Source organism: Agathobaculum desmolans ATCC 43058, assembly GCF_000701665.1.
Lineage (GTDB): Bacteria > Bacillota > Clostridia > Oscillospirales > Butyricicoccaceae > Agathobaculum > Agathobaculum desmolans.
The window spans coordinates 1-17970 of sequence record NZ_JNJN01000054.1; the positions used below are offsets into that span (position 1 = coordinate 1).

The 17970-nt window shown below is 53.7% G+C and carries 19 protein-coding genes, 4 tRNA genes and 2 pseudogenes; 11 read left to right on the forward strand and 14 right to left on the reverse strand.

The genetic code is table 11. The features are described 5' to 3' along the window. The 4 genes and pseudogenes from T363_RS0111935 to T363_RS0111945 form a co-directional block, all read left to right on the forward strand. A partial coding sequence (locus T363_RS0111935) for an integrase core domain-containing protein (RefSeq protein WP_031476148.1) occupies window positions 1–265 on the forward strand: 265 nt, incomplete at its 5' end. A gap of 93 nt (window positions 266–358) precedes the next feature. After that, window positions 359–547, forward strand: coding sequence for a hypothetical protein (locus tag T363_RS0111940; RefSeq protein ID WP_031476150.1), 189 nt, complete (start codon window positions 359–361; stop codon window positions 545–547). 15 nt (window positions 548–562) lie between these two features. Then, window positions 563–802 (forward strand): annotated as a pseudogene (locus T363_RS16840) (tyrosine-type recombinase/integrase); the annotation flags it as partial. 6 nt (window positions 803–808) lie between these two features. Then, window positions 809–1399 (forward strand): tyrosine-type recombinase/integrase, encoded by a 591-nt coding sequence (locus tag T363_RS0111945; protein WP_407919082.1) that lies wholly within the window; start codon window positions 809–811, stop codon window positions 1397–1399. A gap of 145 nt (window positions 1400–1544) precedes the next feature. Here the strand turns inward: T363_RS0111945 and T363_RS0111950 are convergent. From T363_RS0111950 to T363_RS15265, 3 genes are all read right to left on the reverse strand, one after another. After that, a tRNA-Tyr gene (locus T363_RS0111950) sits at window positions 1545–1629 on the reverse strand. Window positions 1630–1659: 30 nt separating this feature from the next. After that, a tRNA-Thr gene (locus tag T363_RS0111955) sits at window positions 1660–1735 on the reverse strand. Between the two features lie 85 nt (window positions 1736–1820). Continuing rightward, on the reverse strand, window positions 1821–2495 hold the full coding sequence (locus T363_RS15265) for a helix-turn-helix domain-containing protein (protein ID WP_051643256.1): 675 nt from the start codon (window positions 2493–2495) through the stop codon (window positions 1821–1823). A 326-nt stretch (window positions 2496–2821) separates the two neighbouring features. Between T363_RS15265 and T363_RS0111965 the strand changes: the two genes are divergently transcribed. From T363_RS0111965 to T363_RS0111980, 4 genes are all read left to right on the forward strand, one after another. Then, the gene (locus T363_RS0111965; RefSeq protein ID WP_051643257.1) at window positions 2822–3244 is read left to right on the forward strand and encodes a PaaI family thioesterase; all 423 of its coding nucleotides are present in this window, start codon (window positions 2822–2824) and stop codon (window positions 3242–3244) included. Continuing rightward, a complete protein-coding gene (locus T363_RS0111970) occupies window positions 3241–4290 on the forward strand; it encodes an A/G-specific adenine glycosylase (RefSeq protein WP_031476158.1) in 1050 nt (349 codons plus the stop codon). The genes T363_RS0111965 and T363_RS0111970 overlap by 4 nt, the downstream gene beginning before the upstream one ends. Continuing rightward, entirely contained in the window at window positions 4287–4775 is a 489-nt protein-coding gene (locus tag T363_RS0111975) for a DNA-deoxyinosine glycosylase (protein ID WP_031476160.1), read from the forward strand. The genes T363_RS0111970 and T363_RS0111975 overlap by 4 nt, the downstream gene beginning before the upstream one ends. Before the next feature lie 75 nt (window positions 4776–4850). Then, window positions 4851–6164, forward strand: a complete 1314-nt coding sequence (locus tag T363_RS0111980; protein WP_456263906.1) for an MATE family efflux transporter — start codon at window positions 4851–4853, stop codon at window positions 6162–6164. A 55-nt stretch (window positions 6165–6219) separates the two neighbouring features. Here the strand turns inward: T363_RS0111980 and T363_RS0111985 are convergent, their stop codons facing one another. From T363_RS0111985 to T363_RS0112000, 4 genes are all read right to left on the reverse strand, one after another. Further along, window positions 6220–7683 (reverse strand): sodium:solute symporter family protein, encoded by a 1464-nt coding sequence (locus T363_RS0111985; protein WP_051643259.1) that lies wholly within the window; start codon window positions 7681–7683, stop codon window positions 6220–6222. Window positions 7684–7700: 17 nt separating this feature from the next. Beyond that, a complete protein-coding gene (locus tag T363_RS0111990) occupies window positions 7701–7964 on the reverse strand; it encodes a hypothetical protein (protein ID WP_031476166.1) in 264 nt (87 codons plus the stop codon). Between the two features lie 23 nt (window positions 7965–7987). Continuing rightward, window positions 7988–8758 (reverse strand): creatininase family protein, encoded by a 771-nt coding sequence (locus T363_RS0111995; RefSeq protein ID WP_031476168.1) that lies wholly within the window; start codon window positions 8756–8758, stop codon window positions 7988–7990. A 154-nt stretch (window positions 8759–8912) separates the two neighbouring features. Beyond that, window positions 8913–9545, reverse strand: a complete 633-nt coding sequence (locus T363_RS0112000; protein ID WP_031476170.1) for a recombinase family protein — start codon at window positions 9543–9545, stop codon at window positions 8913–8915. 255 nt (window positions 9546–9800) lie between these two features. Here T363_RS0112000 and T363_RS0112005 point away from each other — a divergent pair. Further along, window positions 9801–9876, forward strand: a tRNA-Pro gene (locus T363_RS0112005). A gap of 341 nt (window positions 9877–10217) precedes the next feature. Here the strand turns inward: T363_RS0112005 and T363_RS0112015 are convergent. The 3 genes from T363_RS0112015 to T363_RS14705 form a co-directional block, all read right to left on the reverse strand. Then, window positions 10218–10308 (reverse strand) — tRNA-Ser (locus tag T363_RS0112015). An 83-nt stretch (window positions 10309–10391) separates the two neighbouring features. Then, complete coding sequence (locus T363_RS15270; protein WP_051643260.1) at window positions 10392–11573, reverse strand: phosphodiester glycosidase family protein; 1182 nt, start codon at window positions 11571–11573, stop codon at window positions 10392–10394. A 39-nt stretch (window positions 11574–11612) separates the two neighbouring features. Further along, on the reverse strand, window positions 11613–13229 hold the full coding sequence (locus T363_RS14705; protein ID WP_051643261.1) for a DEAD/DEAH box helicase: 1617 nt from the start codon (window positions 13227–13229) through the stop codon (window positions 11613–11615). Window positions 13230–13353: 124 nt separating this feature from the next. On the opposite strand from T363_RS14705, the gene T363_RS0112030 reads away from it, so the two are divergent. Continuing rightward, window positions 13354–14205: a putative manganese transporter gene (locus tag T363_RS0112030; protein ID WP_031476176.1), complete on the forward strand. Its 852-nt coding sequence runs from the start codon at window positions 13354–13356 to the stop codon at window positions 14203–14205. Window positions 14206–14264: 59 nt separating this feature from the next. Here T363_RS0112030 and T363_RS15275 read toward each other — a convergent pair whose 3' ends face one another. Beyond that, the gene (locus T363_RS15275) at window positions 14265–14876 is read right to left on the reverse strand and encodes a CpXC domain-containing protein (protein ID WP_051643262.1); all 612 of its coding nucleotides are present in this window, start codon (window positions 14874–14876) and stop codon (window positions 14265–14267) included. Between the two features lie 198 nt (window positions 14877–15074). Here T363_RS15275 and T363_RS0112040 point away from each other — a divergent pair, with 198 nt between their 5' ends. After that, a complete protein-coding gene (locus tag T363_RS0112040) occupies window positions 15075–15422 on the forward strand; it encodes a hypothetical protein (protein WP_031476180.1) in 348 nt (115 codons plus the stop codon). Between the two features lie 52 nt (window positions 15423–15474). Here the strand turns inward: T363_RS0112040 and T363_RS14710 are convergent, their stop codons facing one another. From T363_RS14710 to T363_RS0112055, 3 genes and pseudogenes are all read right to left on the reverse strand, one after another. Further along, window positions 15475–15846 (reverse strand): DUF2752 domain-containing protein, encoded by a 372-nt coding sequence (locus tag T363_RS14710; RefSeq protein WP_034972331.1) that lies wholly within the window; start codon window positions 15844–15846, stop codon window positions 15475–15477. After that, on the reverse strand, window positions 15846–17450 hold the full coding sequence (locus T363_RS0112050) for an ABC-F family ATP-binding cassette domain-containing protein (protein WP_031476182.1): 1605 nt from the start codon (window positions 17448–17450) through the stop codon (window positions 15846–15848). Before T363_RS0112050 ends, T363_RS14710 begins: the two co-directional genes overlap by 1 nt. A gap of 295 nt (window positions 17451–17745) precedes the next feature. Further along, a pseudogene (locus tag T363_RS0112055) lies at window positions 17746–17970 on the reverse strand (hypothetical protein); the annotation flags it as partial.

Here is a 17970-nt window from a genome sequence, read left to right on the forward strand (position 1 = left end):
CCTTCAATACACATCCCAAGCATATTTCCAGCTAACTAAACAATACGGCATTACACCGTCTATGTCAAGGAAAGGAAATCCTTATGATAATGCCATGGCGGAAAATTTCTTCTCTATCCTCAAAACAGAGTGTATTTACCGACACAAACCAGCTACCTTTGCTGAAGCAAACGAAATGATTGACCGCTATATCTGTTTTTACAACCATGAGCGCATCCAGTTAAAAACCGGAGAGGCGCCGCTGGCGCGACGCCTCTCCACTTAGAACTCAATATTTCCTACCAGGGGCTCTTTTTTGTACTGTCCGCACAATCTGGGGCAGTTCAATTTTTTCCGGTAAGAAAGGGGTTTTTCTATTATGAACGGAAGTTTTCGAAAAAAGTCTAACGGCAGCTGGGAATTTCGTGTGTGGGTCGATTTGCCGGATGGTAGCCGTGTGCAGAAATCGTTCTGCCGCCGCACCAAAACGCTGGCAAAGGCCGCCCACGATGAATGGTTGATGCACAAGGACGAACAAATCATCAAACGGAAAACCGTAGCCGGCTAGGGCGAGGAATGGCTTGAAATCAAACGTGACTCCGTATCCTACCGTACCTATCAAAACTACGAGCTGTATTGGAACAAGCACATCAAGCCTGCGCTGGGTAAAAAGCAACTGGATCAGGTCAAACCCATCGACATTGAAAAACTGCTCGCTGCCACATCCCACCTGAGCAAGAGTGCCAGGCATCACTTTTATATTACCGTCAACCAGATCATGAAAGCGGCCGTGCAGAATGAGCTGTGCCGCAAAAATCCATGTGAAGCTATCAGCGTTGCTGCCGAAGAGCCACTGCATGCCATACAGGTGTTTTCGCCGGACGAGATCCAGACCATCCTCCGTAATCTGGACAAGCCGTTCGGCACTGCGATCGCGCTGATGCTCTTTGCCGGTCTGCGCTCTGAGGAAGTGATGGGGCTGCGCTGGGGCGATATTAGCCAGAAGGAACAGGTCATCACCGTGCGCCGGGTTGTCACACGCGCGGCAAAGGGCGAATATGCGCCCATAGAACGAACGAAGAACGGAAAGGTGCGTTATGTCCCCTATGGTGATGAACTCGCTGTACACCTCAAACAGGCGCAAAAGACGAGCATCTATGTCGTGCCGGCTGTACGCGGCGGATACATGACGCCGGGCAGCTTCCGTCGGCAGTATGAAACCTTCTTTGCCGATCTGCCGGTGCGCAAGCTCTCCCCGCACAAGCTGCGACACACCTACGCCACCTATCTGATCCGTGGCGGTGCAGAGCTGCGTGCCGTACAATCTATCCTCGGCTACCAGTCTGTAGGGGTTACTGAGATTTATACGCACGTCAATGTAGAGGATCAGCGCCGCGCTGCCGGAAAGCTGGCTTATTAAAAAGAGGGCCGAAAAGGCCCTTTTTCTTTCCCTTATTTGCCCCGATTCGCCGCGACTATTTCCCAAAGAGCGAAAAACACAAAAATAAAACTTTTTCAGATGCATAAAAGAAGAAAAGCACTCCGCTTGGAGTGCTTTTCGTAACTGGTGGGAGGTGGTGGATTCGAACCACCGAAGTCATAGACGACAGATTTACAGTCTGTTCCCTTTGGCCACTCGGGAAACCTCCCATATGAAATTATAATGCCCACTCTAAGAGGTGGAGCTGGTGGACGGACTCGAACCCCCGACCTGCTGATTACAAATCAGCTGCTCTACCAACTGAGCTACACCAGCATTTCTCAGGTTTTCGTTGTCTCTCAGCGACTTATTTATAATACCACAGCTCTCGGGGTTCTGTCAACATTTTTTCTTGATTTTTTTATTTATTTTTTCTCGGCTCCTCCGCAGCATTGATCGCATCCGATACCTGCTGCAAAACAGTCAAAAAGGCAGGTGCCTGCTCCGGGAACAAATGCCCGATTTCATTTGGCGACATCGGAAAACGACGCACCGTTTCCGGATGCAGGCCGAATCCCCCCTCACCCTTCGCCGCAGTGCGGATGCGAAGCTCATGCTCTTTCAAGCGGGCGTCGCACAGGTATTCGAACTGTTCCCGTCCGGAACGGAATACAGCTTCCACGCCAGCCGGATCTGCCATATACAGATACCGGTATACCTTATAAATCAAAAGCGATAAATAACTTTCAATCTCCCGTGTTAACTGTAAGCTGCCGGTTTTCTCCGCCAACTCAAGCAGCAGCGAGGCCGCCTGTATAACTTGGCATTTTGCCTGCTCTGCATTCGGCTGTGCATCCATACGCTCCGCCGGCACCGCCGAGCCATCCCGTGCCATAGATCGTCCCAGCAGATAGTCACAGGAAACCCCATAATAATCAGCTGCACGCACCACAAAGGACAGGCCCGGTTCACGCAGGCCGTTTTCATAATGGCTCAACAAGGCTTGCGAGACACCCAGATCCCCCGCTGCCGTGCGCTGGCTTATTTTCTTTTCCTTTCGCAACAGCGCAAGTGTGCGAGAAAAATCACTGGTCATATCTCTATTACCCCGTCATAAAACTATATCCATTATACAGCGTGTAATACGCAATGTAAAGATTGAAAACGCCCGCCTTTTCATCTTTCCCCTCGCTTTGATGCGTTTCGCCACACAATTTACACTATTTTGTTGCATCTTTGCCGCATTGCAACTATATATAGGGTCGCTTCTGCTTTTTTGCAATAATCACCATCTTGACCAGTTTCATTGGCTGGTTCGTGTGCACTTTGCCGCTTGACTGTACTGTTTCGGACTATTATAATGTGATTTATATGAGTTTCCGCAGCAGATATGTTCTCTGCCTGCCGAAAGGAAGATTGGAAATGACGATTGAAGAAATACTCAAAATGCGCATCGCAGCTACCGGACTGAACCAGTTCATGAAAATGAATGTAATCACACTGGATGAATCCGGCGGCGCTACCGTACAGCTTAAGGTGACCGATGAACTGCTCAACCCGCTTGGCATGGCACACGGCGGCACGATCTTCTCGCTTTGCGACATCGCCGCCGGTTCGGCTGCGGCAGCGCACGGTCTGGTTGCCGTCACGCTGGACAGCAACATCCACTACTACCGTCCCGGCCCTGCCGGACAAACATTGACCGCAGTGGCCTATGAACGCAAACGCGGCAAGAAAACTGCCGTATATATGGTAGAAGTGCATGACGAGCAGCACAAGCATGTGGCAGACGCTATCTTCACCATGTTTTATACCGGCCAAACGCTGGACGATATGCGCCATTGAGCGGCGTATCCTCTGCCATCATCCCACCGCTGCTCACGTGGTATGATGAAGGGCACCGCGAGCTGCCATGGCGCACATCCCCCACCCCATATCACGTTTGGATCAGCGAAATCATGCTGCAGCAAACCCGTGTAGAGGCGGTGCGGGGGTACTTTACCCGCTGGATGCAGGCCCTGCCTGATATCCAATCCCTTGCTGCAGCGGAAGAACCACTCTACATGAAACTGTGGGAGGGGCTGGGTTATTACAGCCGTGTGCGCAACCTGCACCGCGCCGCTGTACAGGTCTGCGAACACTATCACGGTGCGCTGCCGGCCTCTTACGACGCCTTGCTCGCCCTGCCGGGCATCGGCGAATATACCGCAGGTGCAATCGCTTCGATCGCCTTCGGGCTGCCCGTACCTGCCGTGGACGGCAACGTGCTCCGTGTTGCATCACGTCTGGAAAATGACTTCACCCCGATCACAGACCCTGCCTGCAAACGCGCGGTCCGCACCCGCTTTGCCGCCCTTATGCCCGCAGATCGTCCGGGGGATCTCAATCAGGCGCTGATGGAGCTTGGGGCAACCGTCTGCCTGCCGAACGGCGCACCGCTGTGCGAAAGCTGCCCGATACAGCATCTCTGTCTCGGCTATCACCACGGAAATGCCGCGATCCTGCCTGTACGGGCTGCTAAAAAAGCGCGCCGCATCGAACACCGCACGGTTCTGCTGCTCCGTTATCAGGGAATGGTCGGTCTGACGCGCCGTCCGGATACCGGTCTGCTCGCCGGATTGTGGGAGCTCCCCTCTGTCGAAGGAACCCTGTCCCCCGCGCAGATTCGCCGCGTTTTTACCGAGCGCGGTTGGCAATGTGCGGAATTGCTTTCCCTGCGGCCTGCCAAACACATTTTTACCCATGTGGAATGGCACATGACCGGATACTACGTGACGCTGTCCGCCCCACCGAACGAGCTTACCTTTGTCACGCCGGACGCGCTGCGCACGGCATACGCACTGCCCAGCGCATTCCGCCCGTTTTTATCTGTCATCGAGGAGGAAACATGAAGCTGCAAACCGTTGTCCACACGATCCCGCCGCTGTATGACAGCGAATCCCGCGTGCTGCTGCTCGGCTCGATCCCCAGTCCCAAATCGCGCGAGATCGGATTTTTCTACGGACATCCGCAGAACCGTTTCTGGCGTGTGCTTGCCGCTGTATTGGATGAGCCGCTTCCGCAGACCATTGCAGAAAAACGTGCGATGTGCCTGCGCCGCCACATCGCCCTGTGGGATACGATCGCCCGGTGTGATATTGCCGGCGCATCCGATACCAGCATCAAAAACGCGGTGCCGAATGATATCGGCCGCCTGCTGCGGGAAAGCCGCATTGAGCGCATTTTTGCCACGGGCGGCAAATCTGCAGAGCTGTACCGCAAGCTCATTGAGCCGCAGCTCCACGTACCGATCACCCAGCTTCCCTCTACCAGTCCCGCCAACGCCGCCTGGTCGCTGGATCGTCTGATTCAGGCATACCGCGTTATCCTCCCCTGATTTTCCCGAAAGAAGGCATCCCCTACGAAACAGGAACTTTTTCCGAACGCAGCACTGAAAAAACTGATCTGGCCGCTGGTGCTGGAACAGGTGCTGGCGATCACCATTGGTCTCGCCGATACGGTCATGGTATCCTCCGTCGGCGAAACCGCCGTATCCGGTGTTTCGCTGGTCGATATGATCAATGTGCTGATCATCAATATTTTTGCCGCGCTGGCCACCGGCGGCGCCGTTGTCGTGGCGCAGCTTTTAGGCGCCCGCGAACGCCGCCGCGCCTGTAATGCCGCCCGCCAGCTCTATTTGGTGGTCACGGTGATCTCTGCGGTATTTGCCGTTTTTATTCTGCTGCTGCGCACGCCGCTTTTGCGGCTGTTTTTCGGATCGATCGAACCTTCCGTCATGGAAAGCGCACGCACCTATCTTACCATCAGCGCTTTCTCGTACCCGGTTCTTGCCATTTACAATGCCGGGGCCGCCCTGTTCCGTGCACAGGGTAACTCCCGCAGCTCCATGCTGATCGCAGGGTTGGTCAATGTGCTCAACATCGCCGGCAATGCATTGCTGATTTACGGGCTACGCTGGGGAGTCGCCGGTGCGGCGTTATCTTCGCTGTTGTCCCGCACGGCAGCCGCGGTCGTCATCACGGTTTTGCTGCTGCATCCGTTCCATCGGGTATCCCTGCGGCTCGGCGGGGCGTTCCGGGCGGATATCGGACTCATCCGCCGCATTTTGCAAATCGGCATACCGAACGGGTTGGAAAACAGCCTGTTTCAGCTTGGGCGCATTCTGGTCGTCAGCATGATCGCCCTGTTCGGCACCACACAGATCGCTGCCAACGCGGTTGCCAACAATCTGGATGCCGTTGCCTGTATCCCGGGTCAGGCTATGAATCTGGCGATCATCACGGTCGTCGGTCAATGCATCGGCGCGGGCGATACCGAGCAGGCTCGCCGCATGGCACGCAAGCTGCTCCGTATTACTTATGTGATCCTCGCGGCCGCCTGTCTGCTGACCGTGGCCGTCACGCCGCTGGTGCTGCGCATTTACAGCCTGTCTGCAGAAGCGCTGTCCCTTGCGCTCGTGCTGATCCTGATCCACAACCTCAGTGCGATCGTCATCTGGCCGCTTTCCTTTACGCTGCCCAACGTGCTGCGTGCTGCCAACGATGTCCGCTATCCCATGGTTTGCTCGATTGCTTCCATGATGATCCTGCGCTTGGGCAGCGGATATCTTTTTGCCGTTGTGCTCGGCCTTGGCGCAACCGGCATCTGGATTGCCATGGTGGGCGACTGGCTGTGCCGTTCCCTTTGCTTTACACTCCGCTTCCGCAGCGGGAAATGGTTGTCCTACGCCCCCGGGGTGCAGCTTGTTGCACAACAGAAAAACTGATACTGCAAGTAAGCGGGAGGGCTCTGTTGAGTCCTCCCGCTTATTTTCTATGTCCTTAGTTCAACTCAAAAAAGGTATTGATCGAATCAACCACTTCGCCAACATGCTCCTGCGGCTTTGTCGCCAGACAAACTGCAACATAAACCACCAGCGCGGTTGCCATCGACCACAGACCCGCCGAAAAACCAAGCGGCGATACCTTGAACACAAACGTCATCAATACCATCATCGTCTCACCGATCACAGTGGAAACGATCGCTCCCTGCTTGGTTGCACGCTTCCAGTACATGCCGCCGATGATCGTCGGCACCAGCACGCCCACACCGCTGTTTGCCAAATTCAGCAGATCTGCCAGCATACCCGGACGAAGCAATGCAACAACGACTGAAACCAAGCCGACCACCAGCACGCCCGCGCGCGCCACGTTATACATGCTTTTCTCATCCGCATTTTTGTTGATATACTTCTTATAGATATCCGTTGAAATCATTGCCGAAGCCGCATGCAGCTGAGAGTCACCCGTAGACATTGCCGCAGCCAGCGCACCCGCAATCACCAGTGCTGCAAAAACCGTCGGGGTATACCGCAGCAGCATCTCCGGGAATACCGTGTCAGCCGCAGCCAGATCCGGCATCAGCAGCCGGCCGATAAAGCCGACACAGGGTGTCAGCACATAGATAAAGGTCAGGTAAATAGAAGAGAATACAGCCGACCATTTCATAACACGCAGGCTTTTACCCGCAAAAAAGCGCAGCGATACCTGCGGGAACATCATCATACCGAATGTGATGACCAGCCAGCGGCTGAGCCAGTCCTGCGGCGTTACCACACCATTCGGACCGGGCATCGTGAACAGCTCCGGGCAGTTGGCAAACGCCGCCTCAAACGCTACCGCGACCGAAGGGAAATTCGCCCGGATGACCCAAAGCGATCCGCCGAGCAGGCCAATAAACATAAATACACCCTGCGCCGCATCCGTGATGGCAACGCCTTTCATGCCGCCCAGCCAGACAAGGATGATCATAATGACAAAAAACAGTACCGCGCCCACGGTATAACTCAATTTTCCGCCCGAAATAGCCGTGAAAATATAGCTGCATCCAATCGCCTGCATGGCAACATACGGCACGGTAAACACCATCGTGATCGCCGTGACCAATATGCCCACTGTGTTGGACTGGTACACATCCGCCGCATAATCCGCCACCGACATATAACCGTATTTCTTTCCCATGAACCACAGCCGGCGGCCCCACACCCAAAACAGTACGCCGGGCAGCACCGTCCACAAGCCGTTTACCCACCAGCCAATGCCGTTGGAATAAACAAAACCGCCTGCCCCCATAAAAGCATACGCGCTGTGATAGGTTGCACTGAAGGTCAGCGTCAGGACAAAAATACCCAGTCCGCCGCCTGTTGCAAAATCTTTAATATTCTTTTGGTCGCGGTGCGAGGCATATACCGCAATGCCCAGCAGAACGATCATATAACAAATCAGGATTACAATACCGACAGTCATCTCTCACCTTTCCCCTTTCACAACGGCTTGCGCTCAACCGGAACGATCTCTTTTTCGTCCTGATGGCAGTCCCATTCCTTGAGCGTGAACGCCGCGATCAGAAAATCGGCGACCATCACAATGTACCAGAATTCCAGCCACAAAAACATGGTCGGCCAGCCAAACAGCATCGGATGCGCCACGCAGTATTCATTGACCATGTAAACAACCGGCGGATTCACCATGAGAACCCCGATCAAAAGGATCAGGTAAAACCAAAACCTTCCCTTACTCTTTTTCATTCCTTCTCCCCCATTTTTCAAAATTATTTTTCCTGCAGGCTGCGAATCACACTGACCAGATTATTCACCAGATGCTCGTGATAAATCCGTCCCTTTTCCGGATCCGACTTGGAAGGCTCGCCTGTGCAGCCGCCCGCAATTTCCGCATTCTTTTTGGCATGTTCATAGCTGCTGGGCACATAGCAAAGCGTATCGTGTGTAAAGCAGGGATCCACCGAATACAGCGGCGTCTGTCGGATCGGGTTATCCTTCGCCTTTTCCAAATGCACCAGATCCGGATAACGGTACATCATGTGCGAAGTCTCCACTTCTTCCGCATGCCCTACCGGACCGAATCCCAGTTCCCCAACAATATCCTTGGACATATATGCAGGATCGTATATCTTAATCGTTACCCCTAACTCACGCTGCGCACGCTCCGCACAAATCTGCATCCATACAACATTAACAATGCGGTGTCCATTCAGCAGGATCACTTTTTTCAATCCATGCTGCGCCAGCGAAGCGATAATATCATATGTCAGATCCGCCAATACCTCCGGCCGAATGGTAATGGTTCCCGGACGCACCATGTGATGGGGACTCCATCCAAACCACACCGGCGGTGTAACAACCGCGCCAGTCTGATTTGCCGCATCCTCTGCCAATGTGATGGCCACATAAGTATCCGTACCCACCGGCAGATGTAAACTGTGCTGCTCCACGCTGCCAACCGGTATAATTGCCACGCCGCCGCTTTGTGCAATGGCTTCCTCCGCTTCCGGCCAGCTCTTGGTTTCCAACCAACAACTCATTTTCTTTCGTCCTCCCTTGTTGCAATCCGAGCGCAGGGGATTTTTTCTTCTGCGCTCTACCTTGTTAGTATATCACAGAACGCAACATCCGTCGATATGCTTTTGTGATTTTTCAATAATACATTCCGGTTTTCCCGATTTGATTTGGATATTTTCACCATACACCGCCCAACATGTTATCCTGTTCTTCTTCCCTTTCAAATTTGACCGACTTTGCATAAAATGTACCGGCAGGCAAACCGCAGGCACGCGCCGCCTGCTCCAGTGTTATTTTTTTTGCCCGCCATGCCTGATGCATCTCTCCGAAATTATCCGGCAGGGCACGCGGCGGCCGTCCAAACCGCACACCGCGCGCTTTTGCTGCAGCAATCCCTTCCGCCTGCCGTCTGCGAATATTCGCGCGTTCATTTTCTGCAACAAAAGACAATATCTGCAGTACAATATCCGCAATAAAGGTACCCATTAAATCTTTTCCCTGCCGCGTATCCAGCAGCGGCATATCCAGTACGCAAATATCAATCCCGATCCCTTTAGTCAAAATTTGCCACTGCCGCTGAATCTCCTTATAACTTCGTCCCAAGCGGTCAATGCTCATCACATACAACAGATCGCCCCGCCGAAATTTCTTAACCATACGCTTGTAATTCGGCCGCTCAAAATCTTTTCCGGATTGTTTATCCATGTAAATGCATCGCTCCGGAACCCCTTTACTGCGCATTGCAATGCGCTGCCGATCCTCATTCTGATCCACGCTGGAAACGCGAATATAACCATAGCTGATTCCCACTTATCATTTCTTCCTTTCTGCACGCAGGCATTTTTCTAATGCCATTGTACAAAACCAGATAAACTCCATACAAGCTTTCCTGTTGTGAGAGCGCGCTGAAGCACCATGTTTTATATGCAGCACCACCCACTTGTGCCGTCTGCGCTATATTCCTCATATAGCAGCAGAAAAATGTTATCAAGCCCGTAAAATTCACTTGACATTTCCGATGATATTTGGTATCCTATTTTGGCAGGGTTAAGGCTCTGTATTCATCCGGGTGTAGCGCAGTTGGTAGCGTGCTTGACTGGGGGTCAAGAGGCCGCAGGTTCAAGTCCTGTCACTCGGACCAAAAGATGAAAATCCGAACTTAATCTTCCAAGTTGGAGATGGGTTCGGATTTCTTCTGTTTACAGAAAACCTGAATTTCATCCGATCCTTTCGATGGTTGATTCAATTTGGGCGCTTGATCCTGCACATTTACCATTGTACAGAATGTTCTTCTTCTGTTCAAATGCCAGATTTTCTCATATTGCAGGAATCTCCTATTAAGAACAGAAATGGCTGAATACTATTTTGCTACCGGGCTGCAGAAGGTATCCACAGAATTAAAAAAGGCCTTGAAGTCAGGGCTTTTGATCAAAAAAAGAACCGCAAGTTTGATACGCATGGTATCAAACTTGCGGTTCTTTTTGGCGGAGAAGGTGGGATTCGAACCCACGTGACGTTTTACCGTCAACTCGATTTCGAGTCGAGCTCGTTATGACCACTTCGATACTTCTCCAAATTGCGCCTATCATACAGGCGCTTAATTATTATACTACGTGCTTTGTAAAAAAACAAGCTCTTTTTCGGTTTTTCGGAAATTTATTTTACCAAAAAAGCATTGGGCAGCGGGCGCCCTTCCTGATTTTGGGAAAGCGTCGTCGGACTGGTGATCTCACGTCCATCATACACCATCACGGATGATGAGCCGCCATCCAGCATGGATGCCTGATACGCGCCGTACTTCTCCATGATCCCGGCACAGCGCTCGATCGAAATACCGAACGAATGGAACTGACGTCCGTCCACAACCAGCATAATAACCGTACCGTCCTCAGCCTGTCCGATAGCAGTGCGCGGCTGCTGCTCATTCAGGCCGGTACCGGCCACCAGATTTTCCCCGTCAATGATCAGCGCCGGATGGAACTCTACCGCATCCCGCAGCCCTGAGGTATCACTGAACGCGCCGACCTGCAGGTGATTCTCTTGATCAAAGCCGATAATCTTCCACCCGTTTCCAACTGCACTCTGCAACTGCTCCCCTTCACTTTTCAGAAAGCCATACGGCAGTCCGCCCGTACCGTTTCCTTCATAGTCTGCAAAACCCGAAGCATTGATACCTAAAACAGCATTATAATCTGCAACCATTTCGCTGACATAAGAACCATATTCAAACAAACCGGCACAGGTACCGACAATCACATTCTCCGGCCGCTTAACCAGTGCGACTTTTCCGGCGTATTCCATCCCAAGCGAGTCCTCGCCAACGATCTCTGCAATCAGGATGCCGCGCTCTGCGTTGACAGCCAGCACGGTATCCCCCTGTTTGGTCGTAATACCCGTATTGTAATTCTTGCGTTCCGGATCATTGATCAGATCGATATCAATGTGCTCATAACCGTTTTCTATGTAGGAGGGATTTTCCCGTAGAAACGCCTCAAACTGTTCCCGATCCAGCTCAGAGAACGTCTGATAAAACCGTTCCTGCGGGGTCGCGGCCTGTGCATCGCCGCCGCCGATCCCGCCCCAGTGGCTTTGTGCGCCATCCTGCTTCTGGTTGAGCAGATAGCGCTTGGTCATCACATCCTCAATAATCGAATGCGGGATAAACCATGTGGCCAGCCACTGGTGCGTCATCGTTCCCATTGCCGTTTCAATATACCATTCCCGCCAGCGGCTGACAAAGGCATTGGGGGTATACAGCAGAAAGGGATATACCACAGTCATGCATATCATAAAAAAACAGGTCAGCCCGAGGGCAAAGCGGTGGCGTGCGCCGTTCATGTTCTGTTCTCCCTTTCCTGTTGCTCATTATCTGTCTGTTTATTTGCGCCGCGAACGACGGCGGCGAACTACCGGCGTCTTTGTCTCTTTCTGGTCAGCCGAAGCCACAGCCGTCCCAGCCGCCCGGGCAGCCAGCGCGGCATCCACCTTCTGGCGGATTCGCGCAGCAGCCTCCTCACTCAGCGCATAAGCCCGAGAAGGCGTATGCGCATCCACACGCGGCTCGTTCTTTTCGAATCGTGCGTAAGGATCGTTCCGGCGGCCCCTGCTGCGTCCAGTGCTGCTGCGGTGCGGACGGGACACAGCCGCCTTGGCGCGCTGCTCTTCCTGCACCTGTGCCGTTTTCTCCTTCCGCACGGGACGCTTGGCTGCCGCAGCCGCTTTACGCGCCTTCTGCTTTGCCGCTTTTTCACGTGCGGCATCCGCCGCCACCTCTTCCGCCGATGCATTCTCCGATACCGGCTTGCGGCGGGTACGTGTATTGGTCGTTTTACGCTGACCGCTGTCATGCTTTGCACCCTCACCGGCTTTTTCCGCGTGCGGGATCTCGCCCGCCACCGGAATCCGTCTGCCGGTCAGCTTTTCAATATCCGCCAGATAGGGACGCTCCAACCGGTCGCAGAACGAGACAGCAGTACCCTCCTGCCCCGCACGTCCGGTTCTCCCGATACGATGGACATATGTCTCAGGGATATTGGGCAAATCAAAATTGATCACCAGCGGCAGCTCGTTGATATCAATGCCGCGCGCTGCAATATCCGTTGCGACCAGCACCGCGATTTTACATTCCTTAAACTCAGCCAGCGCACGCTGCCGCTGGTTCTGCGATTTGTCCCCGTGGATGGACTTGGCTTTGATCCCCGCCCGGTTCAAATCACGCGCAACACGATCCGCCCCATGCTTGGTGCGCGTAAACACCAATGTCTGGTGCACATTGCTTTGACGGATCAGATCTGCCAACAGTTCCCGTTTTTCTGCTTTTTCAACGAAAAATACCTTTTGTTCGATCCTTTCCACCGGCTTTGCCGACGGTGTGATCGAAATGCGAACCGGCTTCTTCAGCAGGCTGTCCGCCAGTGAAGCGATTTCGTCCGGAATCGTAGCGGAAAACAGCAGCGTCTGCCGCTTGGCCGGCAAAAACTTGATGATCCGCTTCACATCCGGAAAAAAGCCCATATCCAGCATCCGGTCGGCTTCATCCAGCACAAAGCACGTTACCTTATCCAGCTTGACGATCTTCTGCCCCATCAGATCCCACAAACGGCCGGGGGTCGCAATCAGGATATCCGCCCCGCGCTGGATCGCTTCCACCTGCGGCACCTGTGATACGCCGCCGAAAATCACTGCCGCCGTGCACGATGTGTAACGGGCATACTGGCAGATATTTTCATAGATCTGCAGTGCCAATTCACGCGTGGGTGTCAGGATCAGCGCACGGATCTGACCGGGCTTCCCATCTTCTTCACACAGCCGCTGAATGATCGGCACGGAAAACGCACAGGTCTTGCCCGTGCCGGTCTGCGCACAGCCCAACAGGTCACGCCCCTCGAGCACCGGCGGGATCGCCTGCTGCTGGATCGGCGTGGGTTGCTCATAGCCCGCTTCGCGCAGCGCTTTCAAAATTTGTTTATGCAGCTTCAAATCATTGAATTTCATAGTTTGTGTTCGTTTCCTTTTCAAATTCGCTTGATCCGTCAAATCCCGCTTGCCCGGATCCGTTGTGGTATGGTATACTGATAAATAGTCATTTTTAACCGTTGTTTTGGATGAGGTGAATTGTTTGCTCCATATTTTATCCCACGTACTGCCGGAAGCCTTTTTTGACGTGCTGAAAACCGTACCGCTCCTTCTGCTCGTATACGCCCTGCTTTATTATATCGAAAACAAGCTGACCAATACCCCCGAACTGCTTTCCCGTGCGGCACAGTTCGGCCCGATGGTCGGCGCACTCGCCGGTACGATTCCGCAGTGCGGTTTTTCCGCCGCTGCGGCTGCCCTGTTTTCCGCCGGCTATCTGGCGCCCGCTACGCTGGTTGCTGTTTTCCTTGCCACATCGGACGAAGCTGTTCCCGTTATGCTGGCAGGCGGTGCCAGTGCCGGACAGGTCGTCCAAATGCTGCTGTTCAAGTTCGGCATTGCGGTAATCGGCGGCTATCTGCTGCGCTGCACCGTATTCCGCCGTCACCAGCCCGCCACGGAAGAAAAGCTCGAAATCGAAATGGGCGCCTGCGACTGCAGCGCCGGTTCTCCTGTTGGGAGTGTGATCTCACACACCCTGCGCACCGCATTCTTCCTGTTTGCAGTCATGTTCGTGCTCAATCTGGTGGTGCATCTGATCGGCGAAGAGGTACTTGCCTCCCTGCTGCTGTCCAACAGTATTTTTCAGCCTCTGCTGTGCGCAATCCTCGGTCTGATCCCAAGCTGCGCCATGAGCGTACTGTTCTCCGAACTGTTTTTAAGCGGTACCATCAGCTTTGGGGCCATGATCGCCGGATTGTCCACCGGAGCCGGTTTCGGTTATATCATCCTGTTTCAGGAAAAAGAAGCCCGCCGCCGCTCTCTTCCGGTTATCGCAGCCACGCTGTCCGTCGCTGTCATCGGCGGCACGCTGGTGCAGCTATTTTTCGGCTAAGCACATAGGAACAAGCGCACAAAACGCATCCGAATGCCATTCGGGTGCGTTTTTTTGCATCACCCCAGCTCGTGCAGCAATTCAAGCGCCTGATTTGCCCAAGCCATATCAATGCGGGCAAAGTCGCCGCCGGGCGTGTACAGGTAGGTCTCCACATCCTCACGCAGGCGCTGGTAAACCGTTCCCGGCATGGCGGCATATTGTTCCGCCCCATCCGACAAAACAGCGACAAATCGAAAATCACCGGTTTTTTCATCCAGCGCGTGAAATAGCAGCTCCACGACATCCAGATCTCGGTTAAGCTGCGCAAACAGCAGCAGCTTCATGATTTCGACCGCGCGGTCATCCAATCCGCGCTCCAGCAAATTGATCTTTTCACGGAAGGCGTTCATGCTGTCCACGATGCGCAGCGTATACCCTGCCAGCGGATCAAATTCCGCCTTGGGTGCTTCCCCTTCCTCCGGCCAGAGCCAAACCATAAACTGGCCCGACATATCGTGATACAAACAGGGATGGAGGACAAGGGCTGTCTCTCCGCAGTTCGGACACTTGACACGAAAGCAGGACAGATCCTGCACCTTGGCGCGCAGCTCGGGATTTCGGTCGATATTGATATGGTCGAGCACTCGATGGTCGGTCTCGGCCTGACAGTGCGGGCAGGTGATGATCATAACTCCTGTTTTCCTCCTTGTTTCATACCTATTAAATAATAGTATACCACAAACGCCGATATACAGGCAAGATATTGTCGGCCGCAAGCTGCGGTATCTGTCAAAAAGGTGCATCGGGCTTGACTATCCGCAGGACGCCTGCTATACTATATTATATATAGTATAATATACTTCCACATCAGGAAAGGAGGCGCCTGTATGCGCATATTCTCCCGCTGCGGTATTCCGCTCACCTTAATGCTGACCTCGTTTATACTGCTGCCGCTCGCCGCAGTGCACTTTATTCCGCCGGATGCAGGCATGATGGCAATGCTGCTTTTATTTTACTGCATCAATCCCATCAGCAGCATCCTGATTGGTATTCTGGCCGGCAAGCAGACGCCCACGTTGTGGTTCCTGCCGTTTTTGTCCGCAGGTGTGTTCTGCTGCACCGCCTGCCTCCTGTTTGGATGGGACAGCGCCTTTGTGCTTTATGCCGGCATCTATCTGCTGCTCGGTATGCTCGCCGCACTGATCAGCCGAATCGCAGTACGCCGCCGCTCTTAATCATCCGGAATACAAACAGCGCACGCCAGTCATCCTGCCGTGCGCTGTTTTTTTATTTTGCCCAGATCAGTGGATCATGCACCGCCAAGCGCACGAGCCATATCCCTGTCCAAACCGCCATGGTTCCCCAAAGCAGCACCCGCTCGCGTGTTTTGGTTCCAAGCAGCGGTTTTTTCCCAAACAAAACATACAGCATCACCGGCGGCAGCACGTAAATCATCGGATGATATGCCAGTGCCGCACGAAAATCCAGCCGCAGCAGCGCTGCCAACGCACGTGACAGGCCGCAGCCCGGGCAAGGCACACCGGTCACCTTCCGCACAGCACACCCCCATCCCGCAACCGATGCGGACAGGTACGCGCCTGCGGCCAGCAAGGTCAGTATCAGCAGCCCCCACAGCCCGCGCCGCACCCGTTCCGGCATCAGCCCTGATAGGTTTCGCGGAATTCAAGGAATTCGTCGTACGTGCATTCCTTATCCAGCACGCCGGTTCCGCGGATTTCAATAATGCGGGTCGCGATCGTCTGCACGAACTCATGGTCATGCGATGCAAACAGCACCGTGCCCTTAAAATCGCGCACGCCGTTGTTGACCGCCGTGATGGATTCCAGATCGAGATGGTTGGTCGGCTGATCGATCACCAGCACATTCGAGCCGAACAGCATCATGCGTGCCAGCATCAGGCGCACCTTTTCGCCGCCCGAAAGCACACGCACCGGCTTGTATACGTCATCGCCCGAAAACAGCATGCGGCCGAGGAAACCGCGCAGCGTGCTTTCCAGCGTATCCGTCTGCGAATACGGCGCGATCCAGTCGAGCATGTTCTCCTTATGTCCTTCAAAAAACTCGTTATTATCCTTGGGAAAATAGCTCTGCGAGGTGGTAACGCCCCACTTAAAGCTGCCCTCGTCCGGCTTGATCTCCCCCATCAGGATCTGGAACAGCGTAGTCATCGCCAGCTCATTATCCGAAATGAAAGCGATCTTATCGCCGCGGCGCACGATGAAGGAAACATTGTCCAGCACCTTTTCTCCGTCGATTGTCTTGGAAATGCCGCGCACTTCCAGAATATCCTTACCGGCTTCCCGATCCTGCTGGAATGCAACCCACGGATACCGGCGGGAGGACGCCGGCATTTCCTCCACCGTCAGCTTATCGATCAGCTTGCGGCGGCTGGTTGCCTGACGGGACTTGGACTTGTTCGCCGCAAAGCGCTGGATGAAGTTTTGCAGCTCCTTGATTTTCTCTTCGTTTTTGCGGTTCTGATCCTTGATCATACGCTGCACCAACTGAGAGGATTCATACCAGAACTCATAGTTGCCGACGTAGAGCTTGATCTTGCCGAAGTCGATATCCACGATATGCGTACATACATTGTTCAGGAAGTGACGGTCATGCGATACCACAAGCACGGTGCCTTCGAAATCCGCCAGAAAATCCTCCAGCCAGCGCACCGCCTGAATGTCCAGATGGTTGGTCGGCTCGTCGAGCAGCAGAATATCCGGCTTGCCGAACAGCGCGCGGGCAAGCAGCACCTTGACCTTTTCCACGTCACCGAGGTTTTTCATCTCGGTATACAAAATGGCGTCCGCGTCCAATCCCAGACCGTTGAGCAGCTGACTTGCCTCGGTTTCGGCGTCCCAGCCGCCCATCTCGGCAAACTCTGCCTCCAGCTCGGCGGCACGGTTGCCGTCTTCCTCGGTAAAGTCCTCCTTAGTGTACAGCGCATCCTTTTCGTGCATGACCTCCAGCAGGCGCGGATTGCCGCCCAGCACGGTGTTCAGCACGGTTTCCTCGTTAAACGCAAAATGATCCTGCTTGAGCACGCTCATGCGGGTATTCGGCTTGATGGAGACCGTACCGGTCGAGGCGTCCAGATCACCCGACAGGATACGCAGGAACGTGGACTTGCCCGCGCCGTTGGCGCCGATCACGCCGTAGCAGTTGCCCTCGGTAAATTTCAGGTTGACGTCCTTAAACAGCGGCTCGCCGCTGAAGTTCAAACTCAGTTCGGAAATGTTGATCATAAGGAATAAAACGCTCCTTTATCTATTCTATTCAATCTGTTTCAGTATACCACAGCGCGCCCTGTTTTCACAGGTTTTTTATCTGTCATCCTACATTTTTGTGGATGTTGTCTTGAAACATCCCCCGGTGGGTACTATACTATATTTATTCTTATCCCTTTAAGCCTGCAAATAAGAAGTCAAGCCCCGAACAGGACTTGACGAAAGAAAACTTTGTAGGCGGCAGGTAGAAAACAAGTGCAACACAAAAAGGCCGCCGCAAACACGCCGACCGGAAAGAGTCAATTACAGTTGATTAGTCCGCGTGCTGCAGGCCGGTGGAATCCATATCTACAAGCGGCAGACCATCCAGAGTAGAGAAGTAGGTCATCACCTTGCCGTAGTAACGGCGCAGGAACTTGTTGGCACCAGCCGTCATGTAAACGTAGTACGGCTTACCCTCGGCACGCTTCTTGTCCAAGAACAGGAACACAGGCTCGTCTGCCGGGGCACGCTGTAGATGTACTGTCATGATGTTGAA

Excerpts from the sequence above, each read along its gene's own strand:
- T363_RS0111940 (WP_031476150.1), top strand. The coding sequence starts at position 359 with ATGAACGGAAGTTTTCGAAAAAAGTCTAACGGCAGCTGGGAATTTCGT.
- T363_RS15265 (WP_051643256.1), bottom strand. The coding sequence starts at position 2,495 with ATGACCAGTGATTTTTCTCGCACACTTGCGCTGTTGCGAAAGGAAAAG.
- T363_RS0111965 (WP_051643257.1), top strand. The coding sequence starts at position 2,822 with ATGACGATTGAAGAAATACTCAAAATGCGCATCGCAGCTACCGGACTG.
- T363_RS0111975 (WP_031476160.1), top strand. The coding sequence starts at position 4,287 with ATGAAGCTGCAAACCGTTGTCCACACGATCCCGCCGCTGTATGACAGC.
- T363_RS0111985 (WP_051643259.1), bottom strand. The coding sequence starts at position 7,683 with ATGACTGTCGGTATTGTAATCCTGATTTGTTATATGATCGTTCTGCTG.
- T363_RS0111990 (WP_031476166.1), bottom strand. The coding sequence starts at position 7,964 with ATGAAAAAGAGTAAGGGAAGGTTTTGGTTTTACCTGATCCTTTTGATC.
- T363_RS0111995 (WP_031476168.1), bottom strand. The coding sequence starts at position 8,758 with ATGAGTTGTTGGTTGGAAACCAAGAGCTGGCCGGAAGCGGAGGAAGCC.
- T363_RS15270 (WP_051643260.1), bottom strand. The coding sequence starts at position 11,573 with ATGAACGGCGCACGCCACCGCTTTGCCCTCGGGCTGACCTGTTTTTTT.
- T363_RS14705 (WP_051643261.1), bottom strand. The coding sequence starts at position 13,229 with ATGAAATTCAATGATTTGAAGCTGCATAAACAAATTTTGAAAGCGCTG.
- T363_RS15275 (WP_051643262.1), bottom strand. The coding sequence starts at position 14,876 with ATGATCATCACCTGCCCGCACTGTCAGGCCGAGACCGACCATCGAGTG.
- T363_RS0112040 (WP_031476180.1), top strand. The coding sequence starts at position 15,075 with ATGCGCATATTCTCCCGCTGCGGTATTCCGCTCACCTTAATGCTGACC.
- T363_RS14710 (WP_034972331.1), bottom strand. The coding sequence starts at position 15,846 with ATGCCGGAACGGGTGCGGCGCGGGCTGTGGGGGCTGCTGATACTGACC.
- T363_RS0112050 (WP_031476182.1), bottom strand. The coding sequence starts at position 17,450 with ATGATCAACATTTCCGAACTGAGTTTGAACTTCAGCGGCGAGCCGCTG.